Here is a 15296-nt window from a genome sequence, read left to right on the forward strand (position 1 = left end):
CCTTTCTGTCACTCACGGAGTGTCCATGCACTACTCATTTACTGAGAAGAAGCGTATTCGCAAGTCGTTCGCGAAACGCGCCAACGTTCACAACGTTCCCTACCTGCTGGCTACCCAGCTGGAATCCTACGAGAACTTCCTCCAGGCTGATGCTGTCCCATCGGGACGCAAGGCCGAGGGTCTGCAGTCGGCTTTTTCTTCGATCTTCCCTATCGTGTCGCACAATGGTTTTGCGCGCCTCGAGTTCCTGTCGTATGTGCTGGGTGACCCTGCGTTTGACGTGAAAGAGTGCCAGCAGCGTGGCCTGACCTTCGCGTCGCCGCTGCGCGCCAAGGTGCGTCTGGTGATCCTGGACAAGGAATCGCCGACCAAGCCGGTCGTCAAGGAAATGAAGGAACAAGAAGTCTACATGGGCGAGCTGCCACTGATGACCACGAACGGTTCGTTCGTGATCAACGGCACCGAGCGCGTGATCGTGTCCCAGCTGCACCGTTCGCCGGGCGTGTTCTTCGAGCACGACCGCGGCAAGACGCACTCGTCGGGCAAGCTCCTGTTCTCGGCACGGATCATTCCTTACCGCGGTTCGTGGCTCGACTTCGAGTTCGACCCGAAGGATATCCTGTTCTTCCGCGTCGACCGTCGCCGCAAGATGCCAGTGACGATCCTGCTCAAGGCCATCGGCATGACGCCGGAACAGATCCTGGCGAACTTCTTCGTCTTCGACAACTTCGTCGTGCGCAACGACGGCGGCGAACTCGAGTTCGTCCCCGAGCGTCTGCGCGGCGAAGTCGCGCGTTTCGACATCGTCGATCCGAAGTCGGGCAAGACCATCGTCACCAAGGACAAGCGTATCAACGCGAAGCACGTCCGTGACATCGAAGCTGCCGGCATCAAGACCATCTCGGTCCCTGAAGACTACCTGCTGGGCCGCGTGCTGGCCAAGAACATCGTCGACCAGGACACCGGTGAAGTCATCGCCGTTGCCAACGACGAGCTGACCGAAGAACTGCTGGGCAAGCTGCGCGATGCAGACGTGACGGAAATCCAGACGCTGTACACCAACGATCTGGACCAGGGCGGCTACATCTCGCAAACCCTGCGCACCGACGACACCGCTGACCGCACCGCGGCGCGCGTGGCGATCTACCGCATGATGCGTCCTGGCGAACCGCCAACCGAAGAATCGGTCGAAGCGCTGTTCAACGGCCTGTTCTACATGCCGGAACGCTACGACCTGTCGGCTGTCGGCCGCATGAAGTTCAACCGCCGTATTGGCCGTGATGAACTGACCGGCGACATGACCATGTCGAACGAAGACATCCTGGCCGTGATCAAGATCCTCGTCGAGCTGCGCAATGGCCGCGGCGAAGTCGATGACATCGATCACCTGGGTAACCGTCGCGTCCGTTGCGTCGGCGAGCTGGCAGAGAACCAGTTCCGTGCTGGCCTGGTCCGCGTGGAACGTGCAGTCAAGGAACGTCTCGGCCAGGCCGAAGCAGACAACCTGATGCCGCATGACCTGATCAACAGCAAGCCGATTTCGGCCGCGATCCGTGAGTTCTTCGGTTCGTCGCAGCTGTCCCAGTTCATGGACCAGACCAACCCGCTGTCCGAAGTGACCCACAAGCGTCGCGTCTCGGCTCTGGGCCCTGGCGGTCTGACCCGCGAACGTGCTGGCTTCGAGGTGCGCGACGTGCACCCGACCCACTACGGCCGCGTGTGCCCGATCGAAACGCCTGAAGGCCCGAACATCGGTCTGATCAACTCGCTGGCACTGTATGCCCGCCTGAATGAATACGGCTTCCTGGAAACCCCGTACCGCAAGGTCGACGGTTCCAAGGTCACCGACCAGATCGATTACCTGTCGGCCATCGAAGAAGGCCGCTACATCATTGCGCAGGCAAACGCCGCGATCAATGAAAACGGCCAACTGATCGACGAGCTGGTCTCGTCGCGTGAAGCCGGCGAAACGATCCTGGTCTCGCCAGAGCGCGTCCAGTACATGGACGTTGCACCAGGCCAGATCGTGTCGGTCGCTGCCTCGCTGATTCCGTTCCTGGAACACGATGATGCGAACCGTGCACTGATGGGCGCCAACATGCAGCGTCAGGCCGTGCCTTGCCTGCGTCCTGAGAAGGCCGTTGTCGGTACCGGTATCGAACGCACCGTGGCAGTCGACTCGGGTACCACCGTGCAGGCACTGCGTGGCGGTATGGTCGACTACATCGATGCGGGCCGCGTCGTCATTCGCGTGAACGACGATGAAGCACAGGCTGGTGAAGTCGGCGTCGACATCTACAACCTGATCAAGTACACCCGTTCGAACCAGAACACCAACATCAACCAGCGTCCGATCGTGCAGGTTGGTGACCGCGTCGCCCGTGGCGACGTGATCGCCGACGGCGCATCGACCGACCTGGGCGAACTGGCCCTGGGTCAGAACATGCTGGTGGCGTTCATGCCGTGGAACGGTCTGAACTTCGAAGATTCGATCCTGATCTCGGAAAACGTCGTCAAGGATGACCGCTACACCTCGATTCACATCGAAGAGCTGTCGGTCGTGGCACGTGACACCAAGCTGGGCGCGGAAGAAATCACCCGCGACATCTCGAATCTGGCAGAAAACCAGCTGGCGCGCCTGGATGAATCGGGCATCGTCTACATCGGCGCCGAAGTGCAGGCTGGCGACGTGCTGGTCGGTAAGGTCACGCCAAAAGGTGAGACCCAGCTGACGCCAGAAGAAAAGCTGTTGCGCGCGATCTTCGGCGAAAAAGCGTCGGACGTGAAAGACACCTCGCTGCGCGTGCCTTCGGGCATGGTCGGCACCGTGATCGACGTGCAAGTGTTCACCCGCGAAGGCATCCAGCGTGACAAGCGCGCCCAGCAGATCATCGATGATGAACTCAAGCGCTATCGCCTGGACCTGAACGACCAGATGCGTATTGTCGAGGGCGATGCCTTCGAGCGTCTGGAGCGCATGCTGATCGGCAAGATCGTCAATGGCGGTCCGAAGAAGATGGCCAAGGGCGCGGCGATCACTGCCGAGTACCTGGCGGACCTGGACAAGTTCCACTGGTTCGACATCCGTCCGGCAGAAGACGACACCGCGAACGCCCTCGAAGCGATCAAGGAATCGATCAACGAGAAGCGTCACCAGTTCGATCTGGCCTTCGAAGAGAAGCGCAAGAAGCTGACGCAAGGCGACGAGCTGCAGCCAGGCGTGCAGAAGATGGTCAAGGTCTACCTGGCCGTCAAGCGCCGCCTGCAGTCGGGCGACAAGATGGCCGGCCGTCACGGTAACAAGGGTGTGGTCTCGCGTATCGTGCCAGTGGAAGACATGCCGTTCATGGCGGACGGTCGTCCTGCTGACGTCGTGCTGAACCCGCTGGGCGTGCCATCGCGCATGAACGTCGGTCAGATCCTGGAAACCCACCTCGGTTGGGCAGCCAAGGGCCTGGGCTGGCGCATCGGCGAAATGCTGCAGGCGCAAGCGAAGGCACAAGACCTGCGCGTGTTCCTGGACAAGATCTACAACGAAACCGGCCGCAAGGAAGACCTGGACAGCTTCAGCGATGAAGAGATCCTGACCCTGGCGGGCAACCTCAAGAACGGCGTGCCGTTCGCGACCCCGGTCTTCGATGGCGCCCACGAAGAAGACATTCGTCGTATGCTGGACCTGGCGTTCCCGGACGACATCGCTGCCAACCTGGGCATGACCCCGTCGAAGAACCAGGTCACGATGTTCGATGGCCGCACCGGCGAAGCATTCGAGCGCAAGGTCACCGTTGGCTTCATGCACATGCTGAAGCTGCATCACCTGGTTGACGACAAGATGCACGCGCGTTCGACTGGTCCGTACTCGCTCGTGACGCAGCAGCCACTGGGCGGTAAAGCCCAGTTCGGCGGCCAGCGCTTCGGTGAGATGGAGGTGTGGGCACTGGAAGCGTACGGCGCATCGTACGTGCTGCAAGAGATGCTGACTGTGAAGTCGGATGACGTGAACGGCCGTACGAAGGTCTACGAGAACCTGGTCAAAGGCGACCACGTGATCGAAGCCGGCATGCCAGAGTCGTTCAACGTGCTGGTGAAGGAAATCCGTTCGCTGGGTATCGATATCGATCTCGAGCGCAACTAAGCAGGCCAGCAAGGCCGCCAGCCTTCGGGCTGGCTCTTCGACTTTCGAAGTCGTCGCCCCCGGAGCAGTCCGGGGCCTAAGCCCGGTGAATCAGCCGGCACACTTGGATTCCCGCCTGCGCGGGAATGACGGTTTCTAGGGTCGGGGGTTTGCAAGCACTGGCGAAAATCAGTGAGGAGCTGGCGGCAAGCAAGTCAGTAAAGAATTCAATCACCTGGAGTGATACATGAAAGCACTGCTCGATCTATTCAAGCAAGTTCAGCAAAACGAAAGTTTCGACGCCATCAAGATTGGCTTGGCGTCGCCTGAAAAAATCCGTTCGTGGTCGTTCGGCGAAGTCAAGAAGCCGGAAACCATCAACTACCGCACGTTCAAGCCTGAGCGCGATGGCCTGTTCTGCGCCAAGATCTTTGGTCCTATCAAGGACTACGAATGCCTGTGCGGCAAATACAAGCGCCTGAAGCACCGCGGCGTGATCTGCGAGAAGTGCGGCGTCGAAGTCACGCTGGCCAAGGTGCGCCGTGAGCGCATGGGCCACATCGAGCTGGCCTCGCCAGTCGCGCACATCTGGTTCCTGAAGTCGCTGCCATCGCGTCTGGGCATGGTCCTGGACATGACGCTGCGGGACATCGAACGCGTGCTGTACTTCGAAGCATATGTCGTCACCGATCCAGGCATGACCCCGCTCAAGAAGAGCCAGATCATGTCGGAAGACGACTACGCCGCCAAGTACGAAGAGTACGGCGACGACTTCACCGCATTCATGGGCGCCGAAGGTATCCGTGAACTGCTGCGCTCGATCGACATCCACCGCGATGCCGACGCGCTGCGCGTGGAACTCAAAGAGTCGAAGTCCGAAGCCAAGATCAAGAAATACGCCAAGCGCCTGAAAGTGCTCGAAGCGTTCCAGCGTTCGGGCATCAAGCCTGAATGGATGATCATGGAAGTTCTGCCGGTCCTGCCGCCAGAACTGCGTCCGCTCGTCCCGCTGGACGGTGGCCGTTTCGCCACGTCCGACCTGAACGACCTGTATCGCCGCGTCATCAACCGTAATAACCGCCTGAAGCGCCTGATGGAACTGCGCGCACCAGAGATCATTACGCGTAACGAAAAGCGCATGCTGCAGGAAGCAGTCGACTCGCTGCTGGACAACGGCCGTCGCGGTAAAGCGATGACCGGTGCCAACAAGCGTCCGCTGAAGTCGCTGGCCGAGATGATCAAGGGTAAGGGCGGTCGTTTCCGTCAGAACTTGCTGGGCAAGCGCGTCGACTACTCGGGCCGTTCGGTCATCGTGGTCGGTCCACAGCTGAAACTGCACCAGTGCGGCCTGCCGAAACTGATGGCTCTCGAGCTCTTTAAACCCTTTATCTTCAACAAGCTTGAACTGATGGGTCTGGCTACGACCATCAAGGCTGCAAAGAAATTGGTTGAAGTCCAAGAGCCTGTAGTTTGGGACATCCTTGAAGAAGTCATCAAGGAACACCCGATCATGCTGAACCGTGCGCCGACGCTGCACCGTCTGGGTATCCAGGCGTTCGAGCCGGTCCTGATCGAAGGCAAGGCCATCCAGCTGCACCCACTCGTCTGCGCGGCGTTCAACGCCGACTTCGACGGTGACCAGATGGCTGTCCACGTCCCGCTGTCGATCGAAGCACAGATGGAAGCACGTACGCTGATGCTGGCGTCGAACAACATCCTGTTCCCATCGAACGGCGAGCCGTCGATCGTGCCGTCCCAGGATATCGTGCTGGGTCTGTACTACGCATCGCGCGAGGCAATCAACGCCAAGGGCGAGGGCATGATGTTCCCGGACGTGTCGGAAGTCATCCGCGCGTACGACAACAAGGAAGTCGAACTGGCGACCCGCATTACCGTGCGTATCGTGGAATTCCCACGCAACGCCGAAGGTGGCTTCGACCAGACCCTGACCCGCTACGAGACCACGGTCGGCCGTGCGATCCTGTCCGAGATCCTGCCAAAAGGCTTGCCATTCTCGGTGCTGAATCGTTCGCTGAAGAAGAAGGAAATCTCGAAGCTGATCAACACGTCGTTCCGCAAGTGCGGTCTGCGTGCGACCGTCGTGTTTGCCGACAAGCTGATGCAGTCGGGCTTCCGCCTGGCAACGCGCGCCGGTATCTCGATCGCCGTCGACGACATGATGATCCCGGACGTCAAGAAGGGCATGATCGCTGCCGCTGAAGCCGAAGTGAAACAGATTGAGCAGCAGTACAGCTCGGGTCTGGTCACCGCCGGCGAGCGCTACAACAAGGTCGTCGACATCTGGGGCAAGACCTCCGATGAAGTCGGCAAGGCGATGATGGACCAGCTGAAGATCGAGCCGGTCACCAAGCGTGATGGCACCGAAGGCACCCAGGAATCGTTCAACGCGATTTACATGATGGCCGACTCGGGCGCCCGTGGTTCGGCAGCCCAGATTCGTCAGCTGGCCGGTATGCGTGGTCTGATGGCGAAACCGGATGGTTCGATTATCGAAACGCCGATTACCGCGAACTTCCGCGAAGGCCTGAACGTGCTTCAGTACTTCATTTCGACCCACGGCGCTCGTAAAGGTCTGGCCGATACCGCGCTGAAGACCGCAAACTCGGGTTACCTGACCCGTCGTCTGGTCGACGTGACGCAGGATCTGGTGGTGATCGAGGACGATTGCGGCACCAACAACGGCACGCACATGAAGGCGCTGGTCGAAGGTGGTGAAGTCATCGAAGCCCTGCGCGACCGTATCCTCGGCCGTGTCACCGGTACCGATGTCGTCAATCCTGAAACCCAGGAAACCCTGTTCGAAGCCGGCACGCTGCTGGACGAAGACATGGTCGAAGAGATCGAACGCGTCGGCATCGACGAAGTCAAGGTCCGCACGCCACTGAACTGCGACACGCGCTTCGGCCTGTGCGCCAAGTGCTATGGTCGCGACCTGGGCCGCGGCATGCTGGTCAACAGCGGTGAAGCAGTCGGCGTCGTGGCAGCACAGTCGATTGGTGAGCCGGGTACCCAGCTGACCATGCGTACGTTCCACATCGGTGGTGCGGCATCGCGTGCAGCAGTGGCATCGTCGGTCGAAGCCAAGTCGAACGGTACGGTTCGCTTCACGGCAACCATGCGTTACGTCACCAACGGCAAGGGCGCGCAAATCGTCATTACCCGTTCGGGCGAAGTGCTGATCACGGACGATCATGGCCGTGAGCGCGAGCGTCACAAGGTGCCGTACGGCGCGACCCTGATCGTCAAGGATGGCCAGGCTGTCAAAGCTGGTATCGCCCTGGCAACGTGGGATCCGCTGACCCGTCCGATCATCACCGAGTACGCTGGTACCATCCGCTTCGAAAACGTGGAAGAGGGCGTCACCGTCGCTCGCCAGGTGGACGATGTGACCGGTCTGTCGACCCTCGTCGCGATCGATCCGAAGCGTCGTGGTTCGGCTGGCAAGGTGCTGCGTCCACAGGTCAAGCTGCTGAACGAAGAGAACCAGGAAGTCAAGATCGCGGGCACCGAACACGCCGTGGCCATTGGTTTCCAGGTCGGCTCGCTGATCATGGTCAAAGATGGTCAGCAAGTGTCCGTCGGTGAAGTGCTGGCACGTATCCCGACTGAATCGCAGAAAACGCGAGACATTACCGGTGGTCTGCCACGCGTTGCCGAGCTGTTCGAAGCACGTTCGCCAAAAGACGCCGGCATGCTGGCGGAAGTCACGGGTACGGTCGCGTTCGGTAAAGAGACCAAGGGCAAGCAACGCCTTGAGATCACCGACATGGACGGCAACAAGCACGAGTTCCTGATCACCAAGGACAAGCAAGTGCTGGTCCACGATGGTCAAGTCGTGAACAAGGGCGAGATGATTGTCGACGGCCCGGCCGATCCGCAAGACATCCTGCGCCTCCTGGGTATCGAATCGCTGGCCCGCTACATCGTCGACGAAGTGCAGGACGTGTACCGTCTGCAAGGCGTGAAGATCAACGACAAGCACATCGAGGTGATCGTTCGCCAGATGCTGCGTCGTGTTCAGATCGTCGAAGCAGGCGACACCGACTACATCATCGGCGAGCAGGTCGAGCGTTCTGAGCTGCTGGACCAGAACGACCGCATGAATGCGGTGGGCAAGCTGCCGGCAACGTACGAAAACGTGCTGCTGGGTATTACCAAGGCATCGCTGTCGACCGATTCGTTCATCTCGGCCGCATCGTTCCAGGAAACCACCCGCGTGCTGACCGAAGCGGCGATCATGGGCAAGCGCGACGGTCTGCGCGGCCTGAAAGAGAACGTCATCGTCGGTCGCCTGATCCCGGGCGGTACGGGTCTGGCATTCCACCGCGCTCGCAAAGAGAAGGAAGTGTGGGAAGCGGAAGAGCGCCAGGCACTGCTGCAGCAAGAGAAGGCCAATATGGCTGCCGAGCTGCAAGCGATGGAAGACCAGCAAGTTGCTTCGGCTTCGGCTGAGCAGCACGACGACGGCGAGTAATCGTCTGCGTTGAAAATGAAACGGCACCCTGAGGGGTGCCGTTTTTTTATGCCTGCGTTTTCGGCAAGCGCCGTCAGCAAATACTGCCATCGATACTTTTGCCGGTAATGAGGTCGAATCCGAAGCTGCACGCGTAGTCGTTCTGTTTGCTCAAGGTGCAAGTCAGATGTTCGTGATCCTTGTGGCGGACGCGCATCCCGCTGCCTTCCGTGCACGGGTCACGCTGGTCCGGCCCGATGGCATCGAAGATCGGCCGGGCAGCATGACCTTCGATGGAAAATGCCACTTTTTTATCGTTCGGTTTGGGCGCGGTTGGATCTTCAAGTGCGCCGCCATAGATCCGGTACGAGGCAGCCGTCTGCAGATATGGCCCGGGATCGGTGTCAGCGGCGATGACAGGCGACGCGAGTAGAAAAATGAACAGGTATAAGCGATGAATGTTCATGGAGGAGCCTCAACGTAGATCGATATGCACATGATTGCCGTACCTCTGGTGGCCTACGCTAGGCCGCGCTTTTTCGATGCCAGACATAGCCCGCGAGCAGCCCACACAACGGCAGGCCAAAAGCCGCGTACGCCTGTAGAAAATACGCAGTGTTTTGTTCGATGCGTAGGTGAGGGCCAACATCAAATGAGTGAAGTTCCAGGAACAGAATTCCGAACCACAGTGCGACGGGTATGAAGCAGATGATGCCTAGCCACGGTTTTATGCGAGTGCCGACGAAACAGACGATTGCTGCAGCCAGACCGATTTTCCAGAAGAGATCTGCAGAAGGTTCCTTGTCACTGACCTCGGCAAACACGGTCGCCGGGTAGACCAGGACGGTCAAAACGGCGAGCTTCAATATTGCACGGTGAGCGGAATGTTGCATTCCGGACGCCCTCCTGATTGATGCCCTCGTTGGCTGGATGGCTTGATGGGATGCACCACCTGTAGGATAGTCAGCCATTCCGCATTGTTCTGACTTACGCGCAGTCAAGCCGGAAACCTGCTGCGGCGGCAGGCCGGGGCGCTGTCTCGGCATCGGCTCCGGAGCCCGCAACCTATCAGATTGACCATGGTTGCCGAGCATCCTGTTGTGTTAGTTTGGCTATCTCACTATGGAGAATCCGCATGCCCCAGCCACCAGCCCTGATCATCATCGACATGCAACAGGGCATGCAATCCGCGACCCTGCCACCGCGCAACAACCCGTCTGCCGAGGATATGATCGCGCGCCTGCATGCTGCCTGGCGGGTGGCAGGGTATCCAGTCGTCAGCGTCCGTCACATCAGCCGCTCACCGGACTCCGTCTTCGCACCGGGCCAATCCGGCGTCGAATTCCAACCCCGCTTCCATCCACTGGCCCATGAGCACGTAGTCGAAAAGAACGTCCCCGATGCCTTCATCCACACTGGCCTCGAGCGCTGGCTGCATGCGCGCGGTATCACGCATCTGGTGATCGTCGGCGTCAGCACCAACAATTCGGTCGAGGCCACTGCACGCACGGCAGGCAATCTGGGGTTTGCCACCATCGTGGTGTCGGATGCGACCTTCGCCTTCGACAAGGCGGACTTCGGCGGCACGCACCGCAGCGCCGAGGACGTCCATTTGATGGCTCTGGCGAACCTGCATGGCGAATACGCGGAAGTCATGTCGTCCGACGATGTACTGCGCCGCTACGCAATGGGCATCGCGTAAGAGAGAAGTAGCGCTCGAGCCCCGACCAGCGTTCCGTGTTCATTCCCCGGAAGCCCTGGTCAGCCGAACACCCCCTCCGCATGGAATGGTCTACACTCACTTGTCTTTTAAATATCCCAAATTTTGCCAAGGAGTGAACCATGAACAAACAATGGATGAGTGCTGTCCTGTTCGGCGCCGTGTGCGCCTCCGCCAGCGCGGCTGACATGTCGGTCACGCTGAAAATGGCGACCGACAAAGGCGAAGGCGCCAGCATCGGTACCGTGAAGATCAGCGAAACCCAATACGGCGTCGTGTTCACTCCTGAGCTCAAGGACCTGACCCCGGGCCTGCACGGCTTCCACGTGCACGCCAACGGCAGCTGCGCGCCGAACCAGGCCGACGGCAAGACCGTGCCTGCAGGCGCCGCCGGCGGTCACCTGGACCCGGCCAACACCAAGAAGCACGGCACCCCATGGGGCGATGGCCACCTGGGCGATCTGCCAGGCCTCTCCGTTGACGCAAAAGGCATGGCCACCAATCCGGTGCTGGCCCCGCGCATGAAAATGGCGGACCTCAAGGGCAAGGCCCTGATGGTGCACGTCGGTGGCGACAACCACGCCGATCATCCGGCGCCACTGGGTGGTGGCGGCGCCCGCATGGCTTGCGGCGTGATCCAGTAATCCGGTAGACGCACAAGCAGCAAACGCGCAGGGCCCATCGCTTGTACACCAAGCGATGGGCCCTGCGTCATTTCAACCCTTCGTTACGGCTGCGGATTCCAGCCTTCTCCGGCCCCAAACGCCGAGAACACCTGGGCGCGGGTCGAGAACCCGGCTTCCATTTCATCGGTGCTCAGCAAATAGCCGCCAACCCGGCGCGACAGATCCAGCGGCACGCCGGCAAGGTCAGTGCTGCCGTATTCGCGCCAGCCGCTCACCGCATTGGGCACGACGGGATTGGGTGCGGGCTGGCTGTTCACGCCCAGCCCGGCCCAGCCTGCAGGCGCCACATGCCGGTCCATCCGGGTGTTGATGAACGCGATGTTGTCGTAGCTCGCGGTGCCGCCCGGGCTGCGCGCCAGCCAGGTGGCGCCGTCCGGTACCTCGCTCTTGAGCGGACCGCGCCCCGGGCCACGCGTCAGCGCGCTGTTGAGGAAGACAAAACCCTTGTCGGCCGGATTGATCACGCGCGCCTGCAGCACATAGCCGCCGCTGGTCGGGCTGGAGGTGTCGCCGATCGTGCGGATCTCGCTTTCTTCGAACAGCGCGGCGCGGCTGCCGCCCCAGATGAAGTCCACGTTGCCCGATACCAGGCTGCGGTAGAACCAGTTGAACCCCTTCAGGTTGAGCGTGTCCTGCTCGCTGTAGAACGCGCTGTTTTTCGCGATCAGGCGGCCGCCATCATTGTTGAAGTACAGCGTTTCGGCCTGGCCGGTGGTGGGGCCGCGCAGCGTCGTGTTGTCGATGCTGAGGGTATCGAGCACGAGCATGTCCGACGTCTCGACCAGCATCACGGCGCGCCCGCCGGTCGCCGCCGCAGCAGCGTTTGCCACCTGGCTCGCGCCGGTAAATGGATTGAGCGTGTTGTGGTTGGTATAGCGGATCACCACGCCGTCACGGCTCTGGCCCACGATGCTGACATTGTCCTTGCCACGCAAAAAGAGCAGTTCCTCGTACGCGCCATTCATCACCCGGATCGTCACCGGTTCGGCCTTGGCGAAGTTCTGCATCGCGTAACTGAGCGCGCCCTGCACGGTGCGGAAATCGGCCACGCCGTCATCATCGACCGTCACGCTCGCGCCACTCGGTGCAGCCGCGCGGGTGGTAAACGCCCATCCACCCGGTTTGCCGATGCCCCGGAACGGCACCCCGCCAAGGCTGGTGCCCGTAAAGACGCCGTCGGCGATCGCCACGTAATACCCCGTGTTGTAGTCCAGCTTGTTGCTGTGCAGCTTGATGGTCACGGTGTTGCCGGCAATCTGGATCGGCGTCGTGTTGACCTTGCGGACCTGGTCCTGGCCCGGATAACCGAGCATGTCGGTTTCACCGGTCAGTTTGATCACGTCCACCAGCGCATCGTCCGCCTGGCGGAAGACGCGGATCGTGCCGCCCGTACCAAGGACTGGTGGCTTGTCGAATACCAGCTTGAGCGTGCTGTCGATGTAGGCGGCGCCTTCCATCGCCGCCGGAGCGACCACGCCATCGAGCTGGTACACCTGGGTCGGCTGGACGAACTGCGGTGAAATCGTTACCGCAATCGAACGCGTCATGGTCGCGTCCGAACCGGCCCGGAACAGGATATTGGCCGTGCCCGCGCCCACTGGTGCGATCGTGGCCATTGCGCCGTCGAGCGTGACGGTGGCCACCGCAGGGTTGCTCGACGCGGCCGCGAAGCTGTCGGGCGTGCCGTCGGCTGCCACCGCAGTGACCTGCACTTGCAGCGGGGCATCGCCTGCTTCGGCGGCCCAGGTCGGCGTGCCGGGGGCGAGCGTCAGCTGCACCGGTTTCATGCGCGGATCGCCAATGCGCACGTCGTCGATCTGGAAGCTCTTGTTGGCCGTGTACAGCGCGACCCGGCCGCGCGCGGCAAAGCTGCTGTCGGTGACCGAGCCGAGGTTTTCACCGTCGAGATACACCGTCAGCGTGGCGCCGACCATCTCGAACCGTACCGTATAGAACTGGGCATCCATCGCGATCGGTTTGCGCACCGCGCGCTGCCGGTTGAGCGCACCATTGAGCAGTTTGACGATCTCGACCTGGGTGCTGGTGGTGGCATTCTGCACGTTCAGGCCGGCGCCGTACCAGTTGTTGACATCGACGTAGCGGGTGACCAGAAACAGGAACTTGTTTCCGGTGGTGCTATTGGTCATCGGGCGGATACGGGCTTCGACGAAGTAGTCGCCCGACGGTACGGCGCCCATCTCGCTGTCCTTGATCAGGGCGAGCACGCCGCCGGTGGTGGCTGCCGTGTATTGCAGCACCTTGTTGGCGCTGCCGGCAGCTTCCGTCACCACGCTGAAGGTGCCGTTCGGGCCCGGCAATGGCTTGAGGTCCCATTTGGCGCTGCCGCCATTCTGGAAGTCGTCGCAGAAGTAGAAGCCCGTTGCGGGGCAGGCCAGCGTCGGGCCGGTATCGACGACGACCTTGCCGGTGCCGCTGATGGTCGTCACCAGCTTGCCGCCGCCGGCCTGCGCCAGCGCGTTGGCCTTGACCAGCGGGATCGGCCGCGCGCTGAAGGCATACGGCGGGGTCCAGGTGACGGTCGTCGGCACGCCGCAGGCGCCGAGCGGTTTGGCATTGAGCAGCGAACCGGTGTCCTTGAAGGCGCCGGGAATCGTGCCGCCGAAATTCTCGACGACATCGCTGCAGGCGGTGGCGCCCGCGACCTCGAACACATTGTTGTGCGACAGGATCTTGGCGGCGTGGCCGACGCCGACGTAGTAGCTGGTGCGGTAGACCGGGTGCGACGTCGAACCGGCATAGTAGTTGTTGAACAAGTGCACCTGGCCATAGCGCACGCGCGGTGCGCGGCTGGCGACGTCGCGGAACACGTTGTTGCTGAACGTGACGCGCAGCTTGCCCTCGTCAGCCGTTGCACCGTCGCCGCTGCCGACCAGGTTGTTCTTGTTGTGCTCGCCGAAGACGTTGTACGACACGGTGACGTAGTCGGACGCGTTCGTGATATCGACCGCGCCGTCATGGCACTGCTTCACCTTGCCGTTCTCGACAGGCAGGAAATTGTCCGTGCGCGGGGTGTCGGTGAAGCTGTTGTGGTCGATCCAGACATGGCTCGATCCCGTGACAGAAATGGCGTCGAAGGCGCTGTTCCAGTTGCCGCTCGATCCGTCGTTCGGGTCCCAGACGGGCGCAACGTCGCACGGATTGACGAGCTTGATGTTGCGGATGATGATTTGCGAGACGTTCGACAGGATGATGTGGCCGTTGACGATGGCGGCATTGGCGTCGCCGATCAGCGTCGTATTGCTTTTCAGACGCACCGCGCCGCGTGCCGCCTGGTCCGCGCTGCTGGCATAGGGCTGGCCTTCGCTCATGTCGAGCACGCCGACGAGCTTGATGATCTTGTTGTCGACGCCGCCATTCTGGATCGCGGCCAGCAGCTGGGCGCGGTTGGTGACCGTGTAGATCTGGGGCTGGACGGCATTCGCGCCGCCGACCGTGCCGCCGGCCTGGCTGGCCCAGCCATCGGCGGGGGCGCTCTGGCGCGCCGGATCGACTGCGGCCGCAGCATGTCCGCTGCTGGCAAAGAGTAGCGCAGCGCAAATCGCTGCATGCAAACCTGGATAATGCATGTGTGTCTCCTGGTGGAGGAAATGAGGCCGCGAGCCCGCCGCCGCGCTTGAAGCGCTGCCGGACTGTCCTTGAATGGCGAGAGACGCGAGGTCAGGCGCGTGGTTTGCGTCCATTGCGCCCGTTGCGTACGAGCGCCAGTGCGGCCAGGCCGCCCATCAGGATCGCAGGCGCTCCGGGTTCGGGCACCGCCACCGCCGTACCGGTTTCCAGGCGTGCGCTCAGTGCGCCGAATTCGCTCCAGTCGACCCCGCTCAGGTCGAGCGCGATCGTGTGACTGTCGATGATCGACAGGCCAGGAATGCCGGTGACGCCGCCCATGCCTGCCAGCGTGAACGCCGTGACCGGCAATACACTCCCAAGATCGAACCGCATGCTGTAGGCACCGGGCGCGACAGCATAGTTGGCGATCACGGTCAGCAAGCCGTCAGCAGAAAAGTCGATCCCAAACAGGAAATCCGACGTGAAGAACTCCACGCCCGTGTCGGTAGGGTCGAGCTTGCTGGTATTGGCGCCCGGGCCGGCCGCGAAGCCGTGATCCAGTCCGAGCATGCCGTCGGCCGCGCCGTTGTAGGTGGCAGTGATGCTGGCGTCTTGCAGCATCAGGGGCGCCGCGTGCACGCCCCCCTGACCCAGTGCGACGAGCGCAAGGGCCTGCAGTAGATGTTTGGTTTTCAAGATGTCTCCGGCTTGTAGTTTTTTAACTGCGAAGAAGGC

8 protein-coding genes are annotated in these 15296 nt (G+C 61.3%); 4 read left to right on the top strand and 4 right to left on the bottom strand.

The window, feature by feature from the left end; all coding sequences use genetic code 11:
- Positions 1 to 25: 25 nt before the first annotated feature.
- Both rpoB and rpoC read left to right on the top strand, forming a co-directional pair.
- Positions 26 to 4135 carry a DNA-directed RNA polymerase subunit beta gene (gene rpoB / locus AC1MGT_RS12575; protein ID WP_183554432.1) on the top strand — a complete coding sequence of 1370 codons (4110 nt, stop codon included), beginning with the start codon at positions 26 to 28 and terminating at the stop codon, positions 4133 to 4135.
- 226 nt (positions 4136 to 4361) lie between these two features.
- The gene (gene rpoC / locus AC1MGT_RS12580; RefSeq protein WP_183554430.1) at positions 4362 to 8609 is read left to right on the top strand and encodes a DNA-directed RNA polymerase subunit beta'; all 4248 of its coding nucleotides are present in this window, start codon (positions 4362 to 4364) and stop codon (positions 8607 to 8609) included.
- A gap of 73 nt (positions 8610 to 8682) precedes the next feature.
- Here the strand turns inward: rpoC and AC1MGT_RS12585 are convergent, their stop codons facing one another.
- Together AC1MGT_RS12585 and AC1MGT_RS12590 are read right to left on the bottom strand one after the other, a co-directional pair.
- Positions 8683 to 9054, bottom strand: coding sequence for a hypothetical protein (locus AC1MGT_RS12585; protein ID WP_499500430.1), 372 nt, complete (start codon positions 9052 to 9054; stop codon positions 8683 to 8685).
- 58 nt (positions 9055 to 9112) lie between these two features.
- Positions 9113 to 9481: a hypothetical protein gene (locus tag AC1MGT_RS12590; protein ID WP_499500431.1), complete on the bottom strand. Its 369-nt coding sequence runs from the start codon at positions 9479 to 9481 to the stop codon at positions 9113 to 9115.
- Positions 9482 to 9723: 242 nt separating this feature from the next.
- Here AC1MGT_RS12590 and AC1MGT_RS12595 point away from each other — a divergent pair, with 242 nt between their 5' ends.
- Positions 9724 to 10290 (top strand): cysteine hydrolase family protein, encoded by a 567-nt coding sequence (locus AC1MGT_RS12595; protein WP_499500432.1) that lies wholly within the window; start codon positions 9724 to 9726, stop codon positions 10288 to 10290.
- A gap of 140 nt (positions 10291 to 10430) precedes the next feature.
- Positions 10431 to 10952 (top strand): superoxide dismutase [Cu-Zn] SodC, encoded by a 522-nt coding sequence (sodC, locus tag AC1MGT_RS12600; RefSeq protein WP_258837106.1) that lies wholly within the window; start codon positions 10431 to 10433, stop codon positions 10950 to 10952.
- Positions 10953 to 11035: 83 nt separating this feature from the next.
- Here the strand turns inward: sodC and AC1MGT_RS12605 are convergent, their stop codons facing one another.
- Together AC1MGT_RS12605 and AC1MGT_RS12610 are read right to left on the bottom strand one after the other, a co-directional pair.
- Positions 11036 to 14581, bottom strand: a complete 3546-nt coding sequence (locus tag AC1MGT_RS12605; RefSeq protein WP_499500433.1) for a pectinesterase family protein — start codon at positions 14579 to 14581, stop codon at positions 11036 to 11038.
- A 91-nt stretch (positions 14582 to 14672) separates the two neighbouring features.
- Positions 14673 to 15257 carry a hypothetical protein gene (locus AC1MGT_RS12610; RefSeq protein WP_499500434.1) on the bottom strand — a complete coding sequence of 195 codons (585 nt, stop codon included), beginning with the start codon at positions 15255 to 15257 and terminating at the stop codon, positions 14673 to 14675.
- Between the last annotated feature and the right edge of the window lie 39 nt (positions 15258 to 15296).

It is taken from the genome of Telluria sp. BA11, assembly GCF_056680305.1.

Bases quoted from the DNA above. Each gene is read 5' to 3' on its own strand.
- AC1MGT_RS12605 (WP_499500433.1), bottom strand. From the start codon at position 14,581: ATGCATTATCCAGGTTTGCATGCAGCGATTTGCGCTGCGCTACTCTTT.
- rpoB (WP_183554432.1), top strand. From the start codon at position 26: ATGCACTACTCATTTACTGAGAAGAAGCGTATTCGCAAGTCGTTCGCG.
- rpoC (WP_183554430.1), top strand. From the start codon at position 4,362: ATGAAAGCACTGCTCGATCTATTCAAGCAAGTTCAGCAAAACGAAAGT.
- AC1MGT_RS12595 (WP_499500432.1), top strand. From the start codon at position 9,724: ATGCCCCAGCCACCAGCCCTGATCATCATCGACATGCAACAGGGCATG.
- AC1MGT_RS12590 (WP_499500431.1), bottom strand. From the start codon at position 9,481: ATGCAACATTCCGCTCACCGTGCAATATTGAAGCTCGCCGTTTTGACC.
- AC1MGT_RS12585 (WP_499500430.1), bottom strand. From the start codon at position 9,054: ATGAACATTCATCGCTTATACCTGTTCATTTTTCTACTCGCGTCGCCT.
- sodC (WP_258837106.1), top strand. From the start codon at position 10,431: ATGAACAAACAATGGATGAGTGCTGTCCTGTTCGGCGCCGTGTGCGCC.